The 16,268-nt window shown below is 56.1% G+C and carries 15 protein-coding genes and 1 tRNA gene; 4 read left to right on the top strand and 12 right to left on the bottom strand.

The window, feature by feature from the left end:
- The 4 genes from LN415_02590 to LN415_02575 form a co-directional block, all read right to left on the bottom strand.
- Positions 1-267, bottom strand: a 267-nt coding sequence (locus LN415_02590) for a hypothetical protein (GenBank protein ID MCJ2555980.1), incomplete at its 3' end; no start/stop codon positions are given.
- Positions 257-1,042, bottom strand: coding sequence for a HesA/MoeB/ThiF family protein (locus LN415_02585; GenBank protein MCJ2555979.1), 786 nt, complete (start codon positions 1,040-1,042; stop codon positions 257-259). The genes LN415_02585 and LN415_02590, both read right to left, overlap by 11 nt.
- Positions 1,030-1,500: a hypothetical protein gene (locus LN415_02580; GenBank protein ID MCJ2555978.1), complete on the bottom strand. Its 471-nt coding sequence runs from the start codon at positions 1,498-1,500 to the stop codon at positions 1,030-1,032. Before LN415_02580 ends, LN415_02585 begins: the two co-directional genes overlap by 13 nt.
- Before the next feature lie 4 nt (positions 1,501-1,504).
- On the bottom strand, positions 1,505-1,750 hold the full coding sequence (locus LN415_02575) for a hypothetical protein (protein MCJ2555977.1): 246 nt from the start codon (positions 1,748-1,750) through the stop codon (positions 1,505-1,507).
- A gap of 162 nt (positions 1,751-1,912) precedes the next feature.
- Between LN415_02575 and LN415_02570 the strand changes: the two genes are divergently transcribed.
- Entirely contained in the window at positions 1,913-2,203 is a 291-nt protein-coding gene (locus LN415_02570; GenBank protein ID MCJ2555976.1) for a hypothetical protein, read from the top strand.
- Positions 2,204-2,215: 12 nt separating this feature from the next.
- Here LN415_02570 and LN415_02565 read toward each other — a convergent pair whose 3' ends face one another.
- From LN415_02565 to LN415_02530, 8 genes are all read right to left on the bottom strand, one after another.
- Positions 2,216-2,470, bottom strand: coding sequence for a hypothetical protein (locus LN415_02565; GenBank protein MCJ2555975.1), 255 nt, complete (start codon positions 2,468-2,470; stop codon positions 2,216-2,218).
- A gap of 54 nt (positions 2,471-2,524) precedes the next feature.
- Positions 2,525-2,950, bottom strand: a complete 426-nt coding sequence (locus LN415_02560) for a NusA-like transcription termination signal-binding factor (GenBank protein ID MCJ2555974.1) — start codon at positions 2,948-2,950, stop codon at positions 2,525-2,527.
- 9 nt (positions 2,951-2,959) lie between these two features.
- Entirely contained in the window at positions 2,960-3,232 is a 273-nt protein-coding gene (locus LN415_02555) for a 50S ribosomal protein L30e (protein MCJ2555973.1), read from the bottom strand.
- Between the two features lie 2 nt (positions 3,233-3,234).
- On the bottom strand, positions 3,235-4,707 hold the full coding sequence (gene rpoA2, locus LN415_02550) for a DNA-directed RNA polymerase subunit A'' (protein ID MCJ2555972.1): 1,473 nt from the start codon (positions 4,705-4,707) through the stop codon (positions 3,235-3,237).
- Positions 4,708-4,709: 2 nt separating this feature from the next.
- Positions 4,710-7,466, bottom strand: coding sequence for a DNA-directed RNA polymerase subunit A' (locus LN415_02545; GenBank protein MCJ2555971.1), 2,757 nt, complete (start codon positions 7,464-7,466; stop codon positions 4,710-4,712).
- 4 nt (positions 7,467-7,470) lie between these two features.
- Positions 7,471-11,064, bottom strand: coding sequence for a DNA-directed RNA polymerase subunit B (locus LN415_02540; GenBank protein MCJ2555970.1), 3,594 nt, complete (start codon positions 11,062-11,064; stop codon positions 7,471-7,473).
- Positions 11,065-11,068: 4 nt separating this feature from the next.
- The gene (locus LN415_02535) at positions 11,069-11,320 is read right to left on the bottom strand and encodes a DNA-directed RNA polymerase subunit H (GenBank protein MCJ2555969.1); all 252 of its coding nucleotides are present in this window, start codon (positions 11,318-11,320) and stop codon (positions 11,069-11,071) included.
- A 58-nt stretch (positions 11,321-11,378) separates the two neighbouring features.
- Positions 11,379-11,565 (bottom strand) — tRNA-Lys (locus LN415_02530).
- A 282-nt stretch (positions 11,566-11,847) separates the two neighbouring features.
- Between LN415_02530 and LN415_02525 the strand changes: the two genes are divergently transcribed.
- The 3 genes from LN415_02525 to LN415_02515 all read left to right on the top strand — a co-directional run bounded on the left by LN415_02525 (position 11,848) and on the right by LN415_02515 (position 16,256).
- Positions 11,848-12,015: a zinc finger domain-containing protein gene (locus LN415_02525; protein MCJ2555968.1), complete on the top strand. Its 168-nt coding sequence runs from the start codon at positions 11,848-11,850 to the stop codon at positions 12,013-12,015.
- A 9-nt stretch (positions 12,016-12,024) separates the two neighbouring features.
- A complete protein-coding gene (locus LN415_02520) occupies positions 12,025-12,288 on the top strand; it encodes an elongation factor 1-beta (GenBank protein MCJ2555967.1) in 264 nt (87 codons plus the stop codon).
- Positions 12,289-12,407: 119 nt separating this feature from the next.
- Positions 12,408-16,256: a hypothetical protein gene (locus tag LN415_02515; protein ID MCJ2555966.1), complete on the top strand. Its 3,849-nt coding sequence runs from the start codon at positions 12,408-12,410 to the stop codon at positions 16,254-16,256.
- Positions 16,257-16,268 lie beyond the last annotated feature (12 nt).

Genomic DNA, 16,268 nt, shown 5'->3' with positions numbered 1-16,268 from the left:
ATGCGAATGATACAGTCCCACGATTCCGACGTTTCTCGGATACTTGCTGGCGAGCTCCGCTTCCTCGAGGGGGTCCGCCTCCGCACTGAACTTCGTCTGCCTTCTGTAACGGGTGCAGGGGACGGCGTCACAAACGTATATCTCTCCGTTCCAGAGGAACCCCAGCAACCATCCGATCACTTCCCTTCCACTCGTCCTGCTCTCCTTGAGCGCGTGGCTCAGGACTATGGCTATGACGTCTCTCTGGATGGTCACGTCACTCTTCATCCGTGATATCCCCGCAAACTGGACAGCCCGGGTCCCTCTCCCAGTCATACCTCTCCAGGACGCCCTCAAGCCCGTGATACATTAGGTAGGGCGCCGTATGTCCGAAGTTCAACAGAAGCTTGAGGGCCTCCTGACACTGGAGACTAGAGATTATTCCCATGGTCGTGGGAAGCGATGTGAAGTGGCATACGCCGGTGGTGTCCCTGGTGCCTTCAGGTCTCTGCATCTCCACGGGGGGCGTTTCGCCAAGGACGGGCCTATTGCACCTGAAGCAAGGTGTTTTCCCCGGGATGACGACATGGACGCTTCCGTTAACCCCGTCGGTCGACGCCCCGCCGTCGATCAGCGGCTTCCCCGACTTGACGCACTGGGAGTTCATAAAGACCCTGACCTGGAACGTGTCGACGCATCCCAGCACGGCGTCGCTCTTGCCGACTTCCTCGACGAACAGATCGTAGCCCTTTCCGTCCGTTATGTCAAACGGATGACCTATGCCAGTTACCTCCGGATTCGCCTTCCTCAAGTGGGCCTTCAGCGCATCCACCTTCTTCATCCCAACTTGTGACGTGTCGTAGATGAGCCTGTTAAGATTCGCCTCCTCGAGCGTGTCGTAATCCATCAGCACGATCTTGCCGACGCCGCACCTGGCGAGTATCTCAGCGCTCACCGCACCGAGCCCGCCGACGCCGACGATGAGGATCCTCTTCTCCTTAAGCTCCGAGAAATCTGCAAAGGGGAACTGCATGAAGCGGGAATACCTCTCTATTTCAGCCACCCCTCTTTGCGCATATCGTGAAGAACGCTCTGGACCCAGTAGCTGACCTCCCGCTTGAGATAAAGAGCAATGCCGCAGTATTCGTCCCACCAATAGTTCTGCTCCATATGCATATCGCATATCCTGAGCCCGAGGACCCCGTCATCCAGCTTCCTGTCCGTGTAGTCCATGAGCTTGGGGACCCTAACGGCCGGAGGCATTGTGGGATAGGCGTCCTTCAATACAAGCTCCATCTCGAATTCCAGGCCCACGTCCCTCACGCTGCCCACCCATCTGGTCGCGCCGTCGCTCGTCGGCCTCAGTTCGAACCATTCGCCCCCCTCGAGGAATCTGAGATATTCCGAGAATCTCGAAATAGCGTACTTCTCCTCCCTCACTCTCTGGAACCAGTCGGCGTCCCGCGGAGATGATATCGTTGCACACTGCAAGAAATAGAATAGGTCGTCTTCCCTCTTCAAGAAATCAACCAACGATGGACGGGTCAATAACGTGTATGTTCGTGCTCTTATCAGAGATCTCCTCCACTGTCCCGCCTGCTATAGGGGTGCCACCTGGGTATGTTGCCGAGAGCACGCCTGCATCCTTGTCCTGCTTCTTGGCCGCCATCACAAGGGCTTCCTGAAAAAGCATCTCGTTCGGCACCTTCAACGTGACAACCGGCTTCTCGGGATCGCTGATGAAGATAAAACGAAGAGTTGTCATTGCCATATGTATCCCAACTCAATACGTGCGTGGTGCTATAAATCTGTTGCGTCAGCGTTCTCGCGAATCGACTCGAGTAAGACACCAGCCCAGAGTGAACAGCGCTCCATCGTGCTCGGTCAGGCGAGTGGGTATATCCATAAATATGAGAGAGCGGTTTGAGGGTTTGTGACCGACTTCGTTCTCTCTAACGGCCTGGGTGCATGGGGGTCGCCGATTGTTGTCGTTGGGATACTCGTGCTCATCCTCATCATCATCTGGGTCATACTCAAGATCTACGAAAAAAGGGTTGAGAGGACGAGGCCCGTCGAGCATCTCTGCGACTACTGCGGACACATGGTTCTGGCGGTCTCGGACTGTCATCACGCGCCCGTCAAGGAGAGGTTCCTCCATGGCATATGCAAGGAGTGCGGGCGGGAAACGAGATTGGTCTGCGGGAAGTGCAAGCGGCCCCTGTAGCCCTTGTGAGGTTCAGGAGCTGGGTCCTCTTCCGAAACCCGTGAAGTTCTTCATGTACTGCTCGAAGGTGTCGCAGTTGCCCTTGCCAGGACAGAAGAACCTCTTGTACTTGGGGCAGTAGAGACCGTACCACGCCTCGAACGTGCAGTCTCCCATCTCAATCTCCTTGGACCCGGAGAAGATGTGGCAGTTATCGAGTCCGATACATTCATCGCTGTCAATCGCGGGGTTACAGCACTTGTTGTCTTGAAAGATATACTTGCACATGTTCCCATCCCTTCTTGACACAAAGTATCGAGGAATCGGGATATAAGTATGTCGCTAGTCGACACTTATGCTGTCTATGGGATGATGTCTCCTGACTATCCGCCTGGCCAGTCTGAGGTTGCTGCCATCCCTTCCAATGGCTTTGCCCTTTAACGACGGGTCCACCTTGACCGTTGCGTGGGTGCCTCTTGGCCTGTCCTCCACTTCCACACCTTGGACCTTGAACTGATGGAAAAGGTTGGCTATGAACGTCCCTGGATCGTTAGAGTGCTCCACGATGAGGATGTCCTTCTTCATCATCCTCCTGAGCTTCTGGGCGATCTCTCCCTTCTTTCCGACCGCCATCCCAAGGTACCCGGGCTCAACGATGAAGATGACCTTGTCGTCCGTGTCGATGCAATCCTTAACCCTGGCACCGGTTATGCGCTGGAAGAACGCGATATAACTTATGGTGTTCTCGTCGAACGTGATTCCTTCCACAAGTTCACCCTAGGCACCCAATATATCAGAGTCACCGGGTTCGATGACGGCAAGCACCGAGATAGAAAACGGCTTTCCACAGGCTGATCCGAGGTCGGCGTTCGTTCCATCGAATCTGAGCGTTCTCGTCTGGGATTGATCCAACAGGAATTCGTCCGGACAGTTCTTCGAAAGGATGACGAGCTTCGCGCTGCCGTCTCTTACCGCTTTCTTCGTCTGGTCCACACCGAATCTGACTGCCCCTGTCTCGATGGCCTTCCTAATCTCTCTGCCGACATCCACGGCTATGCCCCCTTCTTGGACTGGGCAATCGGTCGATACACCAGCGTTACTGCGCCGGTACCCAGTGTGACCGGTTGGCCGACGATGATGTTCTCTGCAACACCGTCCAGGTAGTCCTCCTCGCCGATGATTGCCGCACGCATGAGGTGCAGGGAAGTGATTTCGAACGCCGCCCGCGCCAGGACACTGGACTTCCTTCCAGAGATGCCGTGGCGACCTATCGCCTTCACGTCGCCGTCATTGGTCATGATGTCGGACACGAGCATGATGTGTCTCAGGTCGACGGTCAGACCCTGCTCCCCGAGGGTTGACGAGGCCTCCTTTATGATCGAATTCCTTGCAGCTTCCACACCAAGGACCTCGTATATCTCCTGAATGTGGTTTGTCGTCGTCCTTGTCGGGTCGACCATTTCCATGTCGAGAACCTCTTTGAAGTTGGAGCCCTCCGTGTAGATGACGTACTCGCGGGTCTGCTTGCGGATTATGGCCCTTGTGATGCCCTTTATTCCCTTGATCCTGAGGACGGCCAGGTTCTCTCGCAACCTCTGCAGTTTCTTGTAAGAGCTCTCTCCTGTCTTCACCACGAGTATCTCCTCGCCGGTCTTGGCTTCCTTCTCATACTCGACGATACCCGTGCCCCTCATCTTCTTCGCGGCCTTCTCGAGTTCCTTAATCGTGAGACCGTCGGAGCTGAGCTTGTCGACGTCAGGGCGGATTATCACCTGCATATTGACCATATCCGTCTCGATTCCGCTGACATCTTCGAGGTTGGTGGCCTCGATCTCTGACGCCACCCTCCTTGCATTGTCCAGCTCATTCCTCACGGACGCCTTCAGATGGATCTCCATCATGGGCGTGCTGGGTGATCTGCGGGCGTCCACGATCTCGATCAACCTAGGCAGACCTAGCGTGACGTTGATCTCCGCAACGCCAGCATAGTGGAACGTTCTCATGGTCATCTGCGTGCCCGGTTCACCGATGGACTGCGCGGAGACTATGCCCGCCGACTCGTTGGGGTCGACGAGATGGGAGTCGTACTTCTCCTGTATCCGCGTGAGAATCTCCTTCTTCGCCTTCTTGGAGAGCTTTATCTTGTCGATCCTGTGCGCAAGTTGGGTGATCACCGCCCTTGGTAGGCTCCCGCCTAGGTCATCAACCACCTTCGTCAGCTCCACCTCGAGCTTCGTCTGCGGCGGGACCTTCTTCGGGATCTTGATGTCGGGCTGGAGTTCGATCTTCTTCGTCTTCGACTTCTTCTTCGCCTTCGACTTCTTCTTTCTCTCGGGCTTCTTGGCCTCGACACCGAGCTTCTTGAGCACGCGGATAGCATCATCCTCGGAGATGTACTTCGAGAGCTTTTCCACGCTCGCCTTCTTTATCGACGAAAGGGTGAATCCGGCCTCGGCGAGCGTCTCCGCGGCCTTGGAGCCTATCTTCCGCTTCTTGAGGGCCTCCACCGTGTCCTTTCTCGCCATGATCAATCCTCCCCGGATTTCCCTTCTGCTTCCTCCTCGGTCATCTCCATGCCCTCCTCCAATCCTCCGTATCTTCTGACGGCTCTCTCATCGGGAAGAGTGGCGAACTTCTTGGGACCGAGCACGTCCCTCAATATGTCATCGACATCGACGGCGCGGCCTTGGACGCTCCTGCTCGGATCAATCCCGTCCTCCCCGAACTTGAACTGAACTATCGTGTCAGCGGTGTTCCTGACGCTTCTATCCTCCTTCACCTTGAGATCCTCCAACGCGTTGATCAGCCGCCTCTGCATGTAGCCGGACCGGGATGTCCTTACGGCAGTGTCCACGAGCCCCTCTCGTCCTCCCATGCTGTGAAAGAAGTACTCCGTTGGGGTCAGCCCGCTCTTGTAGCAAGACTTCACGAACCCCTTCGCCTCTGCACCGAGATCGCCCTTCGGGAAGTGGGGAAGGGTCCTGTTCCAGTAGCCTCTGGATATCCTCTCTCCCCTCACTGCCTGCTGACCTACGCACCCGGCCATCTGGCTGAGGTTGAGCATGGAGCCCCTGGCACCGCTTCGAGCCATTATAACAGCCGAGTTCTCGAGACCGAGGTGCTTGCCCGCGTGATTACCGGCATCGTCTCTCGCCCGTCCGAGCTTCTTCATCGCCTCCACCTCGAGCGTTTCTTCAAGCGACCGCCCGGGCATCTGTTCGAGGTCGCCCTCCTTGTATGCCTGGACAAGCGCACTGACTCCATCGACGGCCTTCTGAAGTATCTCGGCGATCTTCATCTTCTCGCTTTCCGGGATGTCCTCATCGTCGATCCCCGTCGTGAATCCACGGACCATGATGGCGCCGATGGCGAACTTCGTCGCTTGGTCGATGAACGTCCTAGCGCGGTTGGACCCGTAGTCACGCGCTATCTTGTCGAGTATCTTCCCGTTGAAGGCTCCGATGGATTTCTCGTCAACCGTTCCCGAGATGATTTCACCGTCCACCACCTTGACATATGCATCGCTCTCGCAGTCCTCCTTGTCGCAAGTATCACAGTTCTGGCAGATGGAGGCTCTGAATACCATGTTGAGGTCGTCGGGAATGGCCAGGCTGAAAAGCTGCTTCCCCGTCCAGTACTCCACACCGTCCTCCACGATCGTGGGCTTCGGCAGCTTGAGATCACCGACGAACGAGAGTATGCGAGAGGACTGCTCCATATCGAACTTGGAGTCCCTGTGCGTCATCAGGAAGCCGCCGCTGATGTGGTCGTGGATCGCCCCGATCACCGGACCGCCGAATCGCGGTGACAGTATGTGCTCCTGAACCCTCATCAATATCTTAGCCTCGGCCCTGGCTTCCTCGCTCTGAAGAACGTGGAGATTCATCTCGTCGCCGTCGAAATCTGCGTTGTAAGGTGGACATACTGCCAGGTTGAACCGGAAGGTCTTGAACGGCATGATCCTGACCTCGTGGGCCATCATGCTCATTCGGTGGAGCGATGGTTGCCTGTTGAAGAGGACTATGTCGCCTTCCTGGAGTTGCCGCTCCACTATGTAGCCAATGTCGACGGTCTCGGCAACGGTCTCCGCATTCTTGTCAGTCACTCTGATTCGTCTCCCATCCTGCCTTATCACGTAGTTGACGCCGGGTATGTAACCGTCCCCTTCTGGCAAGGGTCCCCGCTTCACCAATTCCTGCACCCAGTCCATGTTGTACTGCTGCACGTGTAGCGGCACCGTCAGTTCCCTTGCGGCCTCGACCGGCACTCCCACCTCGTTTATGGAGAGCAGCGGGTCCGGCGATATGACCGTCCTCGCGGAGAAGTTCACGCGCTTCCCGCTGAGGTTGGACCGGAACCTGCCCTCCTTGCCCTTCAGCCTCTGGACGAGTGTCTTGAGTGGACGACCGGAGCGGTGTCTGGCAGGGGGAATCCCGCTCGTCTGATTGTCGAAGTATGTCGTGATATGATACTGAAGGAGTTCCCAAAGGTCCTCCACGATGAGCTGTGGAGCGCCGGCGTCCCTGTTCTCTCTCAGTCGCTGATTGATTCTCAGAACATCGACGAGCTTGTGCGTGAGATCGTCCTCGGACCTGTCCCCGCTCTCGAGCGTTATGGACGGTCGCACTGTCACTGGCGGGACAAGCAGGGCCGTGAGGATCATCCATTCGGGCCTTGCGACGTTCGGGTTGATTCCCATTGAAGGTAGGTCATCATCCCTGATTCTCTCCAGACGCTCCCTCACCTCCTTTGGTGTGAGCTTGTGGCCGTCTTCTCTGAAGGTGGTCGGCTTGTCCAAAGTGATCTTGGATTGCTCGGTATCGCAATGGGGGCAGATCTGTCGCTTCGCCGCGTCGCGAGCGGTCTCCTTCGCCATTATCGTCCTGTCGAGCTTCGTCCCGCCGATCTTATCCAGGGCTTCCATCTCCTTCTCGTACGCTCTGATTTCCTCGTCTCTAAGGAGCAGCCGTCCACATTTCCTGCAGGTCGCCTGGAGGAGCTTCTTGAGCTCCTTCACATATCCGACGTGGATGACCGGCATAGCTAGGTCGATGTGCCCGAAGTGACCTGGGCAATCGTCGACCTTGCCGCCGCACGTCTTGCACCTAAGTCCTGGCTCTATGACCCCCAGATGCGAGTCCATGAGGCCCATGTCTATCGGAAAACCATCGTCATCGTAGGTGTCAGCTGTGATGACTTTCGTCGCGGACATCTTCCTGATCTCATCGGGCGAAAGCAGAGCGAACTTGATTGATTTTATCCTCTTGGAGACTCCCCGCAGCATTTGATCACCTCAGGTCCTCGAGCTGTAGTCGCATTGCCACACTCAATGAGAGAAGCTCGTCTAGGAGAAGCTTGAACGCGTACGATGTCTGGACGGGATGGATCCTTGTGTTGTTGCCACACACGGGACAGCTCAGGTTCCCCTTGCGGTCCTTGATGGCGAAATGACCGCAAGTCGGCTCGCCGCAGACGTATTGAAGTGTTCCATCAGACTCGTCGAGAAGCCTGTCCTTGATCACCATGGCCACGCCGTGTCCAATCAGGCAGTCTCTCTCCATCTCTCCGAACCTCAGGCCGCCCTGCCTGGACCTTCCCTCTGTGGGCTGTCTCGTCAGAATCTGGACGGGTCCTCGAGACCGGACGTGAAGCTTTCCAGAGACCATATGGTGCAACTTCTGATAGTAGATGACGCCCATGAAGATCTCAGCCTCAATCATCTGGCCGGTCCTTCCATCGTACATGACTTCCTTGCCGTTGTTCTTGAATCCTGCATCCGTCAGCGCCGTGCGCAACGCCTCTTCCCTCTCTCCGCTAAAGGGAGTGCCATCGATCATCCGGCCCTGCATCGCGCCAACCTTCCCGCCAATCGTCTCCAGAACGTGGGCGACGGTCATTCGGGAAGGAATCGCGTGAGGATTGATTATGAGATCCGGAACGACTCCCTCTTCGCTGAAGGGCATGTCCTCCTGAGCGGCGATGAGACCTATCACGCCCTTCTGACCGTGTCTCGAGGCGAACTTGTCACCAAGCTCGGGAACCCTGAGGTCTCTGACCTTAACCTTGGCGAGTTTGCTTCCGTTCTCGGACTCTGTCAGCATGACGCTGTCAACCCAACCACTCTCGCCATGCCGGACCGTGATGCTCGTCTCTCTCCTCTTCTGAGGCGTCAGGAAATCCGTGTCCTCCTCAAGGAACCTGGGAGGTGAGGTCTTTCCGATCAGGACGTCCCCTCCATCCACTGCGACCTCTGGAGTTATCAACCCGTCATCGGGGGTCAGGCTGCTGTAGGACGTGTCAGCTCTGGCTCCCCTCACGTCAGGAGAGGGTATCTCGAAGTGGTCCTCCTGACCGCCTGGATACCTCCTCTCTTCCGCCTTGTACGTTCGCAGAAAGGTGGACCTGCCCAGGCCCCTCTCGATGCTGGCCTTGTTCATCACGATTGCGTCATGGATATTGTACCCGTAGTGGGACATCACCGCGACCACGAGATTCTGACCAGCGGGTCTTTCCTTGAACTTGACGTACTCCATCCCCTTGGTCTCGACAATCGCGGCCTGGGGGTAGTGAAGCAGATGACCTCTCGTGTCAGGCCTGATCCTGTAGTTCGCAGCAGGAAGGCCGAGCGACTGCTTGGCCATCCCCGATCCCATTGTCACTCTGGGAGTGGAGTTGTGCTCGGGATATGGAACCAGCCCGCTCGCAACGCCGAGGATGACAAGCGGGTCGACTTCCAAGTGCGTGTGCTCCTTCGTCAGAAGGGAGGGCACATCGAAGGACTTGTTGCAGTGAACGCACGTGAGCCTGGCGAAATCATCGGGCTCACCCATATTGGTCCACTCAACGTCGTTCCTCGAGAGTGGTCTGTTGCAGTGCTCACAGCGCGACGGCGTGTCGTAGGCGTACACTGCGACGTACGTATCCTCTTCCTCCTCAGCGTCGATCCAATCCAGCATGCCGTCCTGGGGAAGGTCTGTCGCGTTTCGCTTGCCTGCACGGATGTCGTCGATATGGGCCTTCGTCAGAACGGGCCTGCCGTCCTTGACCACGAGCAACGGACGCCTCACCCTTCCCTCATCGCAGTTGATTACTATCTCGTTCATGTTCGCATCGAAGCGGGCGTTCACCTCAGTGGACAGAAGACCGTTCCGTCTCCTTTCCCGGACGCCCTCGATCAGCCGCACAGGGTCATCGTGCAGACCCACCAGGTCACCGTTCACGTAGACCCTGGTCATCGTCGTTCGCTGACCTTTGATCTGCTTCGTTCCGAGGTCGGCCAGAAGCAGCTTGACTTCATCTTCGGAGAAGCCCTCCGACACGTCGACGATGAGCGCGCAGTTCTTCACGAGACCGCAGTTCTGGCCTTCCGGCGTCTCATTCGGGCAAAGCCGCCCCCATTGTGTTGGATGCAGGTCACGGGCTTCGAAGTGGGGCTGGCTGCGTGTGAGCGGTGAGGTGACCCTCCTCAAATGAGACATCGCACTCATGTTGGATGTCCTATCGAGAAGCTGTGACACGCCCGCCCTTCCGCCAACCCAGTTTCCAGTTGCGAGTGCATGGAGAAGCCTCTGCGTGAGAAGATCGGGCCTGATGGCAGAGGATATCTTCAGCTCCTTCCTCCGTGAATAGCTCCTCTCGAGCTGATACTTCAAATCCTTCATGAGGTTGGCAAATGCGACTCGGAAGAGGTCCTCCATGAGATCGCCAGCCAGTTTCAACCTCTTGTTAGCGTAGTGGTCCTTGTCGTCCTCCAGCCTCTTGCCAAGGGACAGCTCAAGAACCGTCCTCGCTATCCTTCCGAGGAATATGGCCTTCTTCAACCTGTCGTCCGAGCTGTCACCGAGATGCGGGAGCAGCGAACGGTCCAGTATGCTCGAGACCTTCTTCTCTCGGTACTCCTTCGCCTGTCCCGTCGCGAATTTCTTCTCGAGCCACAGGAGCGCGTCTTCCTTCGTGAATATTCCGTTCGGAGGATAGAGCTTCTTGTTCTGGCATTCCTCGATGTTCGCGTAGATGACATTGTCCATCTCCTTTTCGGAGACTATCGCTGAGAATATCTCTCCGTCAGTATCCATCCCGAGGGCCTTCAGCAGGATCATGAGCGGGATGTGTCCCGACGCTGTGGGGACGGCTACGACGAGCATCCCGTCCTTCTTCTTCTCCATCAGCGTGAGTGCCCGGTATCCTTCCTTCTGGGAGAATACCTTTGCGACTTCGGCCTTCCTGCCGTACCGTTCACTCGTTTCAACGAGCACCCGATTCGGCGCCAGGTCCTCGAGCGAGATCAGAACCCTTTCTGTCCCACCAATGATGAAGTAGCCGCCCGGGTCATGTGGGTCCTCTTTCAATTCGGTGAGCCGGTCCAGGTACTCCTCCTGCGTGAGCTCCCCGTCCACTTCCAGGTTCTCCTTGTGGAGGTGACATTTCTTTGACTTCGCCATGATGGGGAGGTTGCCGATGGGCACCCGCTCGGGTTCCTGCTCGATGTCGTTTATAATCTTTGTGAACCAAAGGTGGATAGGGGCCTGATAGTTCAGGTTCCTCAGTCTGGCTTCCATCGGAGTAAGCTCGTCCGTCGCCCCGTTCGCCTCTCTGACTATCGGAGTATCGATCTCGATTGTGGACTTGGCATCTGAGAGTATCCTTGCCTTCTCGTCTCTTGGCCTTCCGATCCGGATTTCGATAACGTCTCCGTCCGTTCTGTCCTCGTCAAGCTTCACTATCCCTCTCCGCTCGTCATCCACAGAGGTCCGCAGATTGTCGACAATCTGCTGCATCCTGCTGTTCGGATTATCAAGCGTGGGGAGGAAGTCATTGAAGCTAGCTATATGGTGGTTGACGATACTCCGCTCTCTGAAGAAAGCTCCTACCAACTCTCGCACTAAATCACCTTCCGACTACGAGTCTGTACGCCACCGAGACTCCAGATGTCTCGCTTAACCTCACTATCCTGATGACACGACCCTCCTCGATCGGTCCGTGTTTCCTTTCAAGGAGCTGTACACACGGGTCGTTTCTACGTATCTTTGGGAGCTGATCTTTGTGAACCTTGAGGCCCTCAAGGATCGTTCCTTCATCCTTCTCGGAAAGCAGATGATGCTCGGGTACCAACCTGTGCTCCATAACATTGAACTTCAACCTCGTCCACCCCAGTCTTTCTCTACCATACGCGTAGATGCCGCCGAGCCCCCTCAGACGGGCCCGCGGGGATTTTCGAAGCCCTCGGGATGAAGGCTTTTTCGAACCCCGGACCACCTGGTGTCTTTTCGACCGTCTCTGATGGATTATGCTGGCTTTCCGAAACGGGTCAACTAAAAGCCAGATGCTCTTTCTAGGGACGTGATGACGGTCATATGCGTCCGACCTAGCTGAGCTACGGGCCCAGGGCTCATCTGAGGTCTCGGCATGATTCCATGCGAGATTACCATCCTTATATTAAAAGCTTGCGCTGATTTTGGTGCCGTCGTGTGTTCCGGGCCGCCGATCCTCTTTAAATGTCGAAGGAAATATATTTGTCAGTGGAAAAAATTGTGTTTGAATGATAACTATTAATATCCCCTTTCTTCGCCTTCAAACAAGTTTCATTCTCCAACACATCGGAAAGGGCACATTTAAGTCTGACGTCTCATATGTCCCCCGCAATCCTCGGAAATCGCCAAGGTGAAATGATGCCAGAGAACCGATGTTCGTCATGCGGTGTCGTGATGAAGAGAAAGGGAGCCGCGGTCTTCAAGTGTCCCGTCTGCGGAGAGGGGACCATAGGTCGATGCGCTCAATGCAGAGACCAGAGTGTCCCGTATAGATGCGAAGCCTGCGGTTTCGAGGGGCCTTAGGGGTTTGACATGGGAGAAGTTGCCATTACGTACAGACTCATGCCAAGCGGGTTGGAAGTGGATCTGAAAGGTGTCCAGGACAAAGCGATGGAAGTCCTGGGGGAGCGGAGATTCCATTCATCTGAGGTGAAGCCAATCGCCTTCGGACTGAACGCCCTCGAGGTAACTGCAATCGTGGAGGAGGTAGAAGGGCTCGGAGAGAGGTTGGAGAGCGAGCTGGCAGCAATCGAGGGCGTGCAAAGCATCGAAACGGTCGCATTGACGAGACTCTAGGGTTCTTTCTTCCGCTGCCATTCAGATTTTCCGGATTGCTAATACTGGGAATCGACTTATAGCGACCGGGCGTTCTCCAATCGGAGGGATGTCGAATAAGACTAGACAATAGAGCGAGGGTGCCCTTTGCCTTTCTGGGTGTGTTGATTCTTCTGACGTCGATGCTCAGCATGGCATACATCTCCGGACTTCAGTTCCAGCACGTGAAGGACAGGGTGACGGAGGATGTCATCCAAGAGGGAAGGGAAGTCTCTGTCCTCGTCCACAGGGAGGTTGAGACCGAGGCCTACTGGATGGGAACCAGGGCGGTCCAACTGGGTGGCGGAAACCGCTCGAGGATCGCTCACCTGTACGAGGACATGATGGATTCGTATCTCAATGGGTCATTCCCGCGAGACGTCGAAGGTTTCCACTTCGATATCCGCGATCACAGCAGCTCAATCATCCTCGAGAACTGGATTCTGCAGGACTTCGGGAAGGAGGCCAGTGTCGAGAACGAGACTTTCGGGAACCTGACGTTCGAGGAACTCGAGACGGACCGCTCAGGTTACTGGATGGAGGTATGGAGAACTGTGACGTTCTCGGTGGCGGGGCACGTCACGTACGTCATGAACAAGGACGGGATTGCCACGAGAAACAAGCATGGGTTCTCTCAGGACTTGGACTCGTTCGTCCCGTTTCTGAAGGGCAAGATGGACAGCCTTGCTTCCGCCGCACAGTCCGAGTTCGGGGACATCGCGAGGATCACGGAGTATATGCTGTCGACGCTGGCTCAGGTGAGGGTGCTCCAAGGATGGGGTTCCTCACGACAGGATGCCCCTTCAACCGGCGAGATAATTGGAATTCAGGACGTGGAGAGGGCGCTGAATCTGGCCTTGGTCCTCGAGCAGCTCGCTCTATTCAGATCGGTTGACGAGGATGCCATAGAAGCGTTCGATCTCGTCAATAGTGGCGAGGGTAAGAACACGAGCCTAGCTAACCTCCTGGAAACATGGGTTGGAGCGGGAAGCTTGGACCCATCGGACCTATTCCTCCTTCATACGGGACAGGGAAGGGCGAACGTGTCAATCGGCACAATCGTCTCGCAGGCGATCTACGCCATGATCGACCGGATGACGCTGAAATACTTCGACTACTTCGGGCTCACTCCAGTTGCGGATATCTCCCTGCAAGCAGCCCAAGTGCTGGCCAACTCCATACAGGATTTTCTCTTCTGGATTTCGGGCGAAAGCAGGGAGGCCTGGTTGACCAGATCATGGTTCAAAAACATGGCCCGCGAGACGAAAGCCAGCACTCTGATATCCAATCCCGTTGTGTTCCCGGCCCCGGGCTCGGAGTTCCAGATCACAACGGAGACGAGCGGTGTCGTCAACTTCACCATACCGGGATTCGCTGCATACATACCATTTGAAGTCGTGGACGTGGCGGGGGGCTTCGATGGCTTCTGGAGGAGCTGCTATCATCTGGTCTATGACAGCGACGTGAGGGTCGTGTACAAGACGCAACGGGACCTCGTGAAGGAGATGGCAGGGAGGGTTGGCGAGATGGCCGAAGCGGCGGGTCCCTTCTCCGCAGTCTCGATGGACGGCATTGTGCCAACTGACAACGTCTCGGCATTGCAGAACCTTAGCGAGGCGGTAAGGGAGAAGACCTCCAGCTTGCTCGTCCAGATACAGAACAACGAGACCTTGGTAGTTGAAATCATAAGCGAACTGTGGGATGCCCAGGCCAACCTAACTGCGAACGTGATCTCACGAATCGTGGATGAGGTCGGCTCACTGGTTGGTGATGAAGGCAAAGCCCTCGCACACGAGACGATTCTCGAGCAGATGATCCGACGGGTCGAGAGGCAGACGGAATACGAGAGCCTGACCGTCGAGGAGAGGGGGCAACTCGCCGAGATCGTGGAGTTGTCCGTTCTGGAGAGAGGGCTTGGCAGAGAGGCACATGGACTGCTTATCAACCAGACGATCTTGAATCTGGAGGAGATGAGTTGGAAGGCAACTTCGATGGACACGCCGTCAGAAGACGGGGGTCTGTACTCGAGGCTGAGGGATTTCGTGGTTTCGTCGTCGGGCATACTGGCAGAAGCCTCGGACAACGTCGCTCAGCTCGTGGAATCCACCGTCGAAGCGGAAGATGTCGAGAACATCCGTTTTCTCGTTTCGATAACGAACGAGACATTCCGGTTCTGGCGTGGAGACGCAAACCACGCGGAAGCACCAAGAAGGAGTTTCAGGACAGAGGTCACCCAGAAACCGTCATACCTGTCTGGGGAGAACTGGCGGGCGGCGTGCGATGCCGAAGAGCTCCGTGTTGGGGCCTTGTGCATTTCCGTGGACAGCCCCCTGGATTCTCGACCTGGGTCAGGAAGAAACGTTCACTATACGGATGTCACCCGCAGCTCCTTCGCTCCGTACGTGTCAACTTGGAGGATACGGGTCAGAGCGCTCACCGACGTCCTCGTCACCACAGACTGGGCATCGAACAGCATCACGAGCCAGAAGGACAGAATCGGGACAAGCATCCCCCTGGAGTTCGAGATATCGATAAGCGCAAGATCAGGATGGCCGCTAGCGGACGTTGCATACGATTCGAGCAATACTTTCCTTGAGGACATATGGGAGACCTTCTGCAAGTTCCTCGAGGATGTTTGGGACTGTCTCCTCAAGGTTCTCGATTGGATCCTGGATGCGATTTCGTGGCTCGTATCCCTCGTGAAGGAGCTCATCGGAACGCTTCTGTCGTACGCCCGGGACGTGCTGAAGGGCATAAACGACGTCATAGAGACCACGACTGAGCTGCTGAGGTCCTCAATCTCGAGCGTTGCAGGTCTAATCGGTGGCATGATCGAGGAAGTCATATCCGCGTTCGGAGCAACAACGTTTCAGATGTCCGTCTTGGGAGGGGAACTCGAGATTGGCCTCAACCAGGGTAGCGGCACGATTCTGGCGGGGGTCTTCGAAGCCGGAAGTCTGAGGACCGTAGTTGTGCTAAGCAAACTGGATGATATGAACCTGACACAGGATCAGAAGAACAAGGTGACCTCCGAATACGACGTCACGGTCAACCTCGAGATCTCATATGGATATCTGGTTTTCAATGGAACATTCGATCCGGCGATGGTCCTTGAGGGATCCTTCTTCCATGCTGTTGCGGAATGGGGGGAAGAATGGCAGATTGAGTTCGAGGTGCCGCACATCGAGAGATTTCACGAGAAGAGATACGCGGTCGAGATTCCCTCGATTCCCACTCCCGTGGGAACGCTTGACATCGAGCTGGGAATGCTCATCAAGCTCAGAGAGGAGCTCGTGGAACTCGACCTAGTCGGCATCGTCTCCCGGTCCTTCGAGTCGGCCTGGGCAGAGACCCTCGGGGAGGAGATCTCGATCGACTCTGCCGCCAGATTCGCCGAACTTGGAATCTCCAACACGATGAGCGAGTTGGTCGAGGCAATCGAGAGCAACATAGAGAGGGTCATAGAGGTTGTCCTCTACTTCGAGGGTCAGGTCAAGGTTGGCGGGACAGCTGGTATCGGAGTCAGGCTCGCGTTCATCATCGGGAAAGAGGTCCTGCGCGAGAGCTTCCTCTGGCTGTCAGCCAAATTGAGGGGGCTCATTTCGGGGTTTGGAAGCCCGCCTTCAGTAAGCGTCGAGCGGAATCTGCAGGACGTTCTTGCCGCCAATACGTACCTGGGCTTCGAGGTCCTGCTCTCGATAGGAACTCCGCGACTGGTCAAGATGATGAGCGCCAATCACGAATTCGGGACGGAGGTGCTCTTCGTCATCTCCATCCGCATGAACGTCGCTGCGTTGGCCTTGTTGCTGGGGATGGGCTCGGGGTCCTGGAGAGTGGATTTCGGAATATGCATAGAAGGTTTGCCATCGAGCTTCTTCGGGGATGCGGTCCAAAAAGGGGAGACGGCCAATCTCTGGCTAGTGCGCGGCAAGGCTACCCAACTGAATTAGTGCTTTTTCGAG

This window comes from Candidatus Thermoplasmatota archaeon (assembly GCA_022848865.1).
Taxonomy (GTDB): Archaea; Thermoplasmatota; Thermoplasmata; order RBG-16-68-12; family JAGMCJ01; genus JAGMCJ01.
Note: the sequence above shows the minus strand (reverse complement) of the source record. Positions and strands in the feature narration are given on the sequence as shown.